This is a genomic window from Ensifer sp. (genome assembly GCF_031989085.1).
Taxonomy (GTDB): domain Bacteria; phylum Pseudomonadota; class Alphaproteobacteria; order Rhizobiales; family Rhizobiaceae; genus Ensifer.
Genome location: NZ_DALZXU010000018.1, coordinates 26,219 through 35,948, shown reverse-complemented (window position 1 = coordinate 35,948; position 9,730 = coordinate 26,219). Strand labels below are relative to the sequence as shown.

The 9,730-nt window shown below is 62.9% G+C and carries 11 protein-coding genes; 5 read left to right on the top strand and 6 right to left on the bottom strand.

Translation table 11 applies throughout. The annotated features are described in order from the left end of the window. Positions 1–220: 220 nt before the first annotated feature. From RTP54_RS30875 to RTP54_RS30855, 5 genes are all read right to left on the bottom strand, one after another. Positions 221–457, bottom strand: a complete 237-nt coding sequence (locus RTP54_RS30875; protein ID WP_112812055.1) for a sulfurtransferase TusA family protein — start codon at positions 455–457, stop codon at positions 221–223. Beyond that, on the bottom strand, positions 457–1,908 hold the full coding sequence (locus tag RTP54_RS30870) for a L,D-transpeptidase family protein (protein WP_312367868.1): 1,452 nt from the start codon (positions 1,906–1,908) through the stop codon (positions 457–459). Before RTP54_RS30870 ends, RTP54_RS30875 begins: the two co-directional genes overlap by 1 nt. Before the next feature lie 212 nt (positions 1,909–2,120). Then, positions 2,121–3,074, bottom strand: coding sequence for an acetyl-CoA carboxylase carboxyltransferase subunit alpha (locus tag RTP54_RS30865; RefSeq protein ID WP_112812057.1), 954 nt, complete (start codon positions 3,072–3,074; stop codon positions 2,121–2,123). A gap of 64 nt (positions 3,075–3,138) precedes the next feature. Then, the gene (gene xerD / locus RTP54_RS30860; protein ID WP_112812058.1) at positions 3,139–4,095 is read right to left on the bottom strand and encodes a site-specific tyrosine recombinase XerD; all 957 of its coding nucleotides are present in this window, start codon (positions 4,093–4,095) and stop codon (positions 3,139–3,141) included. Beyond that, positions 4,092–4,241: a hypothetical protein gene (locus RTP54_RS30855; RefSeq protein WP_112812059.1), complete on the bottom strand. Its 150-nt coding sequence runs from the start codon at positions 4,239–4,241 to the stop codon at positions 4,092–4,094. The genes xerD and RTP54_RS30855 overlap by 4 nt, the downstream gene beginning before the upstream one ends. A gap of 241 nt (positions 4,242–4,482) precedes the next feature. On the opposite strand from RTP54_RS30855, the gene RTP54_RS30850 reads away from it, so the two are divergent. Genes RTP54_RS30850 through RTP54_RS30840 form a run of 3 tightly spaced genes read left to right on the top strand, consistent with a single transcriptional unit; the run spans position 4,483 to position 7,503 of the window. Beyond that, complete coding sequence (locus tag RTP54_RS30850) at positions 4,483–5,073, top strand: shikimate kinase (protein ID WP_112812060.1); 591 nt, start codon at positions 4,483–4,485, stop codon at positions 5,071–5,073. Next, positions 5,066–6,199, top strand: coding sequence for a 3-dehydroquinate synthase (gene aroB / locus RTP54_RS30845; RefSeq protein ID WP_312367870.1), 1,134 nt, complete (start codon positions 5,066–5,068; stop codon positions 6,197–6,199). Before RTP54_RS30850 ends, aroB begins: the two co-directional genes overlap by 8 nt. Beyond that, the gene (locus RTP54_RS30840) at positions 6,196–7,503 is read left to right on the top strand and encodes an HlyC/CorC family transporter (RefSeq protein WP_112812061.1); all 1,308 of its coding nucleotides are present in this window, start codon (positions 6,196–6,198) and stop codon (positions 7,501–7,503) included. Before aroB ends, RTP54_RS30840 begins: the two co-directional genes overlap by 4 nt. Positions 7,504–7,506: 3 nt before the next feature. Here the strand turns inward: RTP54_RS30840 and RTP54_RS30835 are convergent, their stop codons facing one another. After that, positions 7,507–7,788, bottom strand: coding sequence for a BolA family transcriptional regulator (locus RTP54_RS30835; RefSeq protein ID WP_312367865.1), 282 nt, complete (start codon positions 7,786–7,788; stop codon positions 7,507–7,509). 143 nt (positions 7,789–7,931) lie between these two features. Here RTP54_RS30835 and RTP54_RS30830 point away from each other — a divergent pair, with 143 nt between their 5' ends. Then, positions 7,932–8,567, top strand: coding sequence for a J domain-containing protein (locus RTP54_RS30830; protein ID WP_112812063.1), 636 nt, complete (start codon positions 7,932–7,934; stop codon positions 8,565–8,567). A gap of 74 nt (positions 8,568–8,641) precedes the next feature. Continuing rightward, on the top strand, positions 8,642–9,637 hold the full coding sequence (gene cobS / locus RTP54_RS30825; protein ID WP_112812087.1) for a cobaltochelatase subunit CobS: 996 nt from the start codon (positions 8,642–8,644) through the stop codon (positions 9,635–9,637). Positions 9,638–9,730: the final 93 nt, after the last annotated feature.

Here is a 9,730-nt window from a genome sequence, read left to right as displayed (position 1 = left end):
GCCGCAAGCTCATGCCCGGCATGCCGGTCGAGGTCTTCGTCCAGACCGACGAGAGAACCGCAATCTCCTACCTCACCAAACCCTTCACCGACCAGATGCTCAGGGCATTCCGCGAGGAGTAAGGGGGCGGCGATGGGATGACGCCGATCGCGCCGGGTCATCCCGGCGTTCAGCGCTCCGGCTTGTTCATGGACAAAAGCCCAGGGGCAAGAACGGCGGGTCAGGCGCCCTTGCGGATCAGGAAGCGATGGCCGCCTTCCAGGGGCGATGCCGCCTCGAGGCTATGGCCGTCTTCCCGGCAGAAATGCGGGATGTCGATCACCGCCATCGGATCGGTCGTCTCGATCTCGAGCAGGGCCCCTGCCGACATCGAGGCGATGCGTTTTCGGGCCTTCAAAACGGGAAGGGGGCACTTAAGCCCCCTGAGGTCGTAGACCGTTTTCTTGTCGTCAGGCATCAATTGCCCCAGATCTTCCAGAACGGTCGCTTCTTCGGCGGCTCTTCCACGGCAAGGGGTGCCTCGGTTGTCGGCCCGGCGGCGGCTTCGGCATTTGCCGCGGCTGCGGCGGCCACTTCAGGCTCAGCCTTCTGCGGGGCCGTGGCCGACCGGGTCTGCTTTGCCGCGGCGGTTGCCGGCTGGACCTGCGGTTGGACGGCTGCTTGCAGTTCTGGCGGGGTCGGTGTCAGCGCCACCTGCGCCTGTTCTGCCGGTTCGCCCTTGGAGAACAGGCTCCAGAAGGATTTCTTGGCCGGCTGATCGACGGCTGCCTGCAAGACCGGTTGAGGCATCGGGTTGGCGGCGGGAACCGGCACGTGGGTGCCGCCCTGTGTTGCCTTTTCGAGTTCCTTCTTCTGGATCTCGACAGCCACCTTCGTCTCTTCGGCTTCCTTCTGCTCGGCGAGCTTCTTTTCGAGGTCGCTCGCCTTCATCAGCTTGCCGGCGTCGATCGAGTTGCCGGTCGGTGCATAGGCAAGCTCGCGTCCGGCGCGCTGCTTGGCGACGATCGCCTTGCGCTCGGCCTCGCTCGGCTCATACCAGACCATGCCGTCATACTTCCGCATCGCCTTGTCATAGTCGAGCTTGTAGCTCTTCTCGAAGGTCGACATGGCCATTTGCAGGGCGGGCGGGGTCGACATCGCCGGGCATGTTCCGCCCGGATTGAAGGCGCCGCTGCCCTGCTGGTTGAAGACGTACTTCTTCTCGCAGACGTTGATTTCCGGAGGCCGCTTGGTGACTTCGAACTGATCGTAGCCGACCTTCAGCATGTTCCAGAATTCGATGTTCGGGTTGTTGCGATGACGCGCCATGTTCTCGGCGGTCATGCGGAAGGGGAATGCCTGCAACTGGACGCTCTGCTGTCCGCCCTTGAAGGCGTCGCGCGCCATGGCGAAGATCTCGATCATCTGCTCGTCGGTCATCGAGTAGCAGCCGGACGACGAACAGGCGCCGTGGATCATCAGATGCGTGCCCTGCCGGCCGTTGGCGCGGTCATAGGTGTTGGGGTAGCCGGTGTTGATCGCGAGGTAATATTTCGAGTTGGGGTTCAGCTGCTGCGGGAACAGCGGGTAGAATCCCTCCGGCGCCTGACGGTCGCCTTCCTTCACCTTCGGTCCGAGCTTGCCCGACCAGGCGCAGATCTTGTAGCTCTTCAACAGCTGGAAGCGGTTGGACGTATTGGCCTTCCAGACTTCGAGCGTGCCTTCTTCCTTGAAGATGCGCAGCGCGATCGGCGCCGTCTTCTGCATCCCGAGCTCGCTCATCTTGGCGGCCATCTTGCTCGAAAGCTGGTACTCGGTCTTGTTCTTGACGGTCGAAAGATCGACCGTGGCCGTATCAAGCGCATCGTTGGTGCAGCCGGCAAGAAGCGCGGCAACAGCGGCGGTGGCAACAAGGTTTCTCAAGCGCATTAGCGAAAGCCCGTTCAAACCAAAACTCGTCCGTGCGAGCCGCGTCCGACGGGAGGGCTCTTAGGGAATCAGTAAGCCATTATACTTCACGAATTCTTAACCCTGCAGGGCGCCCTGCGCGTGCCGTTGTTCATGACGCCACGAATATGGCCAAGATTTGGCCACAGTCCGATTTGCGGTTGCGAATTCTCGGCCGGGCAATCGCCCGCGCGTCAGAGGTTGCGGCCGATATTCAGGTACTTCTGTCGACGATCGGTGCGCAATTCGTCGCCGTTGCGTCCGGACAGTTCCTTCAGCGCGTCGGCAATCACCGTGCCGGTGCGGGCGATGACGGATTGCGGGTCGCGATGGGCGCCGCCCGTCGGCTCGGGAATGATGCCGTCGATCACGCCCAGCGCCTTCAGATCCTCCGAGGTGATCTTCATGTTGCTGGCGGCTTCCTTGGCACGGGTCGAATCGCGCCAGAGGATCGAGGCGGCACCTTCCGGCGAGATGACGCTATAGATCGCATGCTCGAGCATGTAGACGCGGTTGCCGGTGGCAATCGCGATCGCACCGCCCGAACCGCCTTCACCGATGACGACGGTGACGATCGGCACGCGCACGTTCAGGCACATTTCGGTCGAGCGGGCGATGGCTTCCGCCTGGCCGCGCTCTTCGGCGCCGACGCCGGGATAGGCACCGGCCGTGTCGATCAGCGTGATCAGCGGCAGGCCGAAGCGGTCGGCCATTTCCATGACGCGGATCGCCTTGCGGTAGCCTTCAGGCCGCGGGCTGCCGAAATTGTGCTTGATGCGCGACTTGGTGTCGCTGCCCTTTTCCTGGCCGAGAACGGCGACCGGCATGCCGCGAAAACGCGCAAGTCCGGCCTGGATGGCCTCGTCGTTGCCATAGTTGCGGTCGCCCGCAAGCGGCGTGAACTCGGTGAAGAGCTCGGCGGAATAGTCGAGGAAATGCGGACGCGAGGGATGGCGCGCGACCTGGGTCTTCTGCCACGGCGTCAGCTTCGAATAGATCTCGGCCATCGCATCGCGCACGCGCGTCTCCAGCCGTTCGACCTCATCCGAAGTGTTCACACTCTCGTCTTCGCCGGCGAGTTTCTTCAGTTCGAGAATCTTGCCTTCGAGGTCGGAGATAGGTTTTTCGAAATCGAGATAGTTGTGCATGAGATGCGTTTCCGATCGTTTTGCGACAAGGATCTGCCGGCCGAAACCAGCCTGCCCGGCGGTCCTAATCCTGTTTTTTCGCCTGTTTGGCAAGAGGGTGATGGTTTTGCACGAGGTCGTGGAGCCGTTCTTCCAGAACATGTGTATAGATTTGTGTCGTGGAAATGTCCGAATGACCCAACAGTTCCTGGACGGCGCGAAGGTCGGCACCGTTGGCAAGCAGGTGACTGGCGAAGGCGTGACGCAGCACATGCGGCGAGATCGTCGCGACCCGGATACCGGCGCGCGACGCCAGCGATTTCAGCTCGCGGGCAAAGACCTGGCGGGGCAGATAGCCCGCCTTTCCCGTTGACGGAAACAGCCAGGGGCTCTCTCGCTCGCCCGTGTCCGCCTTTGCAAATGCCTCGGCCAGTGCCGTGCCGTAAGCGCGCATTGCGCGGATCGCAGCCTGGGACAGGGGCACGAGCCGCTCCTTGTTGCCCTTGCCGCGGATGACGAGAAAGCGCCCGTCCTGCGCCAGCACGCTTGCCGGCAGCGACACCAGCTCGCTGACGCGCATGCCGGTGGCATAGAGCAGCTCCATCAGCACATGCATGCGCAGCCTGGAAAGCCGCTCCGGGCCAGGCGCTGCGGCTTCCGTCTCGGCCAGGCCGATCAGTCGCGAGACGTCGTCGACGCTCAGCGTCTTCGGCAGGCTTCTGCCCTTCTTCGGCGCATCGAGAATGCCGGTCGGATCGTCGCCGCGCAGGCCTTCGGCATAGAGGAACTTGTAGAATTGCCGGAGCGCCGACAGCCGGCGGGCCTGGGAGGACGGCTTGAAGCCCTGGGCGGCGAGATGAGCAAGATAGTGGCGCAGATCGTCGGTGGCGGCGCCCGTCAGTCCGGTGGCGCGCGTGCGCATGTGCGACAGGGCGTCTTCGAGGTCGCGCTCGTAGGATTGCAGCGTGTTGACCGCGGCGCCGCGTTCGGCGCTCATCATTTCGAGGAAGGCCTCGACATGGGCCGCGGAAAGGTCGCTCATTGTGTCTTGTTCACCCGCTCGGAGGGGATCTTCACGGTGACGTCCCGCTCGACCGGTTCAACGAACGTCACGAGCGCGATCATCGTGCCGTAGACCAGCCCGGCGATGACGCCGCAGAAGAACAGGAACCGGAAGAGGGTGGGCATGTCGGTCTCCTCTGCATGGTTCCTTGAGCCGGAGCGAGCCCACGGATAAAATCATGCAGCCGTTGAATGTGCTACAGCGACCCTATGCCCGTCCGAGGCGAGACATGGCACTCTTGCGGGCGCCCGATCTATATGAACGCGCCTTCGCCCAAGTTCAAGAAGCTTGCACGGAGGCGTGCGACGGCTTGACGCTCCACCCCGATTTGTCGATACCGGAAGCGAATGGGGAATAAGAAGTCCAATGAGTGACGTGATCGAACCGGTTTCCGCGACGCTTGCCGAACGGGCGAAGCTTGCGCTCGGTAAACGCAATCTCGTTTTCATCGGTCTGATGGGGGCCGGAAAATCGGCGATCGGCCGGCTGACGGCGCAGGCGCTCGGCATTCCCTTTGTCGATTCCGACCATGAGATCGAGCGCGTTTCGCGCATGACGATCAGCGACCTTTTTACCCGCTACGGCGAGGACGAATTTCGGGCGCTGGAAGCGCGCGTGCTGAAGCGGCTGTTGCGCACCGGCCCCCGGGTCGTGTCGACCGGTGGCGGCGCCTATATCAACGAACGCTCCCGCCGCCAGATCAAGCGCGGCGGCCTGACAGTCTGGCTCAATGCCGAACTCGACGTCTTGTGGGAACGGGTCAACAAGCGCGACACGCGGCCGCTTCTGAAGACGGAGAACCCCAAGCAGACGCTCGAAAACCTGATGCGCGCCCGCTATCCGATCTACGCGGAAGCCGATCTGACGGTGATGTCGCGCGATGTGAACAAGGAGACGATGGTTGAGGACGTTCTCAACGCCGTCATAGATTTCCGGAAAGTGCGAAATGATGAATAGCCATGCGATGCCTGCCGCCGAGCGCAAGGTCCGGGTCGATCTCGGCGATCGTTCCTACGACATTCTGATCGGGCCGGGGTTGATCGCGGCTGCCGGCAACGAGATCGCCGCACGGCTGAAGGGTCGCAAGGTGGCGGTTATCACCGACGAAAACGTCGGCCCGCGTTATCTCGAGCCCCTGATGGCGAGCCTGAAGCAGAAAGAGATCGAGGCCGTGACGCTGGTGTTGCCGGCCGGCGAAAAGACCAAGAGCTTCGAACATCTCATTCCCGCCTGCGAGGCCATCCTCGGCGCCCGGATCGAGCGCAACGACGCGGTGATCGCGCTTGGCGGCGGCGTCATCGGCGACCTGACCGGCTTTGCCGCCGGCATCGTGCGCCGCGGCTCGCGCTTCATCCAGATCCCGACGTCCCTGTTGGCGCAGGTGGATTCCTCCGTTGGCGGCAAGACCGGCATCAACTCGCCACACGGCAAGAACCTGATCGGCGTCTTCCATCAGCCGGATCTGGTGCTGGCCGACACGGATGTGCTCGACACGCTGAGCGAGCGCGAATTCCGCGCCGGTTATGCGGAAGTCGCGAAATACGGGTTGATCGACAAGCCGGACTTCTTCGCCTGGCTGGAGAAGAACTGGCAGGCAGTGTTTTCCGGCGGCGCGGCCCGCATCGAGGCGATTGCGGTCAGTTGCCAGGCCAAGGCCGATGTCGTGGCGGCGGACGAGCGCGAGAACGGCCGGCGGGCGCTGCTCAATCTCGGCCACACCTTCGGTCACGCTCTGGAGGCCGCCACGCAATATGACAGCGCCCGGTTGGTGCATGGCGAGGGCGTTTCGATCGGCATGGTGCTGGCGCACCAGTTCTCGACGCGCATGAACCTTGCGAGCGCCGACGATGCGGTCCGGGTCGAGGCGCATCTCAGAGCCGTCGGACTGCCGACGCGCATGGGCGAAATTCCCGGCGACCTGCCGCCGGCTGAAAAGTTGATGGATGCGATTGCCCAGGACAAGAAGGTCAAGGGCGGCAAGCTTACCTTCATCCTCACCCGCGGCATCGGCCAGTCCTTCGTCGCCGACGATGTGCCTGCGTCCGAGGTGGTGAGCTTCCTCAGGGAAAAGCACCCAAAATGACCGGCGGCGCTATCCTGGCGTTTGTTGTCGAGTATTGGCTGTCGATCGTCGCGGTCTTCTGCCTCCTGTTGTTTTCCGCCTTCTTCTCCGGCTCCGAAACGGCGCTGACGGCTGCCTCGCGCTCGCGCATGCATTCGCTGGAGAACAACGGCGACGAACGCGCGGGTATCGTCAACCGGCTGATCGAACGTCGCGACCGGCTGATCGGCGCGCTCCTGATCGGCAACAACCTTGTCAACATTCTCGCCTCGTCCCTGACGACGAGCTTGCTGATCGGCCTTCTGGGCAGTTCCGGCGTGGCGATCGCCACCGTCGTCATGACCGTGCTGCTCGTCATTTTTTCCGAGGTTCTGCCGAAAAGCTGGGCGATCGCCTCGCCGGACCGTTTCGCGCTTGCGGTTGCCCGGCTGGTTCGACCGTTCGTCGCCGTCGTCGGGCCGCTTTCGAGCCTGGTCAACGGCATCGTGCGCCGCATCCTTGCGCTCTTCGGCGTCAATCTTTCCTCCGAAATGTCGATGCTGTCGGCACATGACGAATTGCGTGGTGCCGTCGACCTGCTGCACCGCGAGGGCTCGGTGATCAAGGCCGACCGCGATCGGCTCGGCGGCGTGCTTGATCTCGGAGAACTCGAGATTTCCGACATCATGATCCACCGCACGAACATGCGGGCGATCAATGCGGACGATCCGCCGGAGGTCTGCGTGCGCGATATCCTGCAGAGCCCGTTCACGCGCCTGCCCTTGTGGCGGGGGGCCGCCGACAACATCATCGGCGTGGTGCATTCCAAGGACCTGCTGAGGGCACTGGCCGAACCTGACGTCGAGCCGGAAAACCTCGATATCGTCAAGATCGCGCAGAAACCCTGGTTCGTTCCCGATACGACCAATCTCAAGGACCAGCTCAACGCCTTCCTGCGCCGCAAGCTGCACCTTGCCATCGTCGTCGACGAATACGGCCAGGTTCAGGGACTGGTGACGTTGGAGGACATTCTGGAGGAGATCGTCGGCGATATCGCCGACGAGCACGACCTCGACATCCAGGGCGTTCGCCAGGAGGCGGACGGGTCGATCGTGGTCGACGGTTCCGTGCCGATCCGCGATCTCAACCGCGCACTCGACTGGTCGCTCCCCGATGAAGAGGCGACAACGGTCGCTGGCCTCGTCATCCACGAGTCGAAGAGCATTCCGGAAGAGCGCCAGGCCTTCACGTTCCACGGCAAGCGCTTCATCGTGATGAAGCGGGTGAAGAACAGGATCACGAAACTGAGGATCCGCCCGGCGGAAGACCAGGCGCCGACCGGCTGACGCCTACCAGCGTGTCGGCTCGCCGGGAGCCGCCGGCTCGACGGCGAGCGCATGCAGACCGGCATCGAGTTCCGGCCTCAGGAGATCGTTGATCGCGCGGTGGCGCGCCACCCGGCTCATGCCGGCAAAGGCGTCTGCCACGATGCGCACGCGCATATGGGTTTCGCCGCCGCCGTCGAAATCCGGTTGATGGCCGGCATGCAGGTGGCTTTCGTTGATCACGGCCAGCCGTTCGGGGTGGAAGGCTTCGGTCAGTTTCCGTTCGATCGTATCCCTGAGCGACATTGTTCCGTCCCATTTCCTTGGTTGCTGGATGCCCCGGTTTTGTTCGGGCCCAGCAGCGCTGTCTCGGCGGCGCAAAAGGCCCGCACAAAGCCAGCAACATTCCGGTTTGTCAATTCTTGTTGTGGCTCCGGCCAAGCCCCATAATGAGCGCCATGAGACTCGATTCAAAATACTTCGATCGCATTCGGACACGGCGCAAGGTCGAGCCGCGCGCTGAGCCCTCCGCACCCACTTGTCAGTGGGATGGCTGCGACAAGAAGGGCGTTCATCGCGCACCCGTCGGCCGCAACGCCGAAGGTCAATACTTCATGTTCTGCTTCGAGCACGTGAAGGAATACAACAAGGGCTACAACTTCTTCTCCGGCCTCTCGGACAGCGAAGTCGCGCGCTACCAGAAGGAAGCGATCACGGGGCATCGCCCGACCTGGACCGTCGGCGTCAACAAGAACGCCAAGAATGGCCCGACCCAGTCGCAGACCCGTTCGGGCTCGGCGGGCGCCCAGGCGCGCATGCGCGATCCCTTCGGCTTCGTCAGCGAGGCAAAGGCGCGCGCGGGCCGGCCCGAGCCGCGCCAGCGCAAGCTGAAGACGCTCGAGGCCAAGGCCTACGAAACGCTCGGCCTCAGCGCCTCGGCGACCGCCAGCGACATCAAGGCCGCCTACAAGGATCTGGTCAAGAAACACCACCCCGACGCCAATGGCGGCGACAGGGGATCGGAGGAGCGTTTTCGCGCAGTAATTCAAGCCTACCAATTGTTAAAACAGGCTGGTTTCTGCTAACAACGCGGATTATTACAGAAGCACTTTTGCAGGCGAATGCGCGGGTGCCGTCCGGTGGCCGCTCTGGAGACATGATGAGCAAGATTGACCTCGACATTTCCAACCTTCCCGACACGACGATTTCTGTTCGGGACGTTTTCGGCATCGACACGGATTTGCGCGTTCCCGCCTACTCGAAGGCTGACGCCTATGTGCCGGATCTCGATGCGGACTACCTCTTCGACCGCGAAACCACGCTCGCCATTCTCGCAGGCTTTGCCCATAACCGACGCGTGATGGTCTCGGGCTATCACGGTACCGGCAAGTCCACTCATATCGAGCAGGTCGCTGCCCGCCTCAACTGGCCGTGCGTGCGCGTCAACCTCGACAGCCATGTCAGCCGTATCGATCTCGTCGGCAAGGACGCGATCGTCGTCAAGGACGGCATGCAGGTCACCGAGTTCAAGGACGGCATCCTGCCCTGGGCCTACCAGCACAATGTCGCGCTCGTATTCGACGAATACGATGCCGGCCGTCCCGACGTCATGTTCGTCATCCAGCGCGTGCTGGAATCCTCCGGCCGCCTTACGCTGCTCGACCAGAGCCGTGTCATTCGTCCGCACCCGGCCTTCCGCCTGTTTGCGACCGCCAACACCGTCGGCCTCGGCGACACCACCGGCCTCTACCACGGCACGCAGCAGATCAACCAGGCGCAGATGGACCGCTGGTCCATCGTCACGACCCTCAACTACCTGGCGCATGACAAGGAAGTCGACATCGTCGCCGCCAAGGTCAAGGGTTTCACCGCCGACAAGGGTCGCGAGACTGTGTCGAAGATGGTGCGCGTTGCCGATCTCACCCGCGCCGCCTTCATCAACGGCGACCTGTCGACGGTCATGAGCCCACGGACCGTGATCACCTGGGCCGAGAATGCCCACATCTTCGGCGACATCGCCTTTGCGTTCCGTGTGACCTTCCTCAACAAGTGCGACGAGCTGGAGCGGGCGCTGGTCGCCGAGCATTACCAGCGCGCCTTCGGCGTCGAGCTGAAGGAAAGTGCTGCCAACATCGTGCTTGAAGCCACCGCCTGATCCATGGCCCGCCTTTCTGCTTGAAGGGCGGACCCCATGTCTCCGTGGCAAACTCGATGATGTCCCGCCGGGACATCATCGCATCTGGCTGAA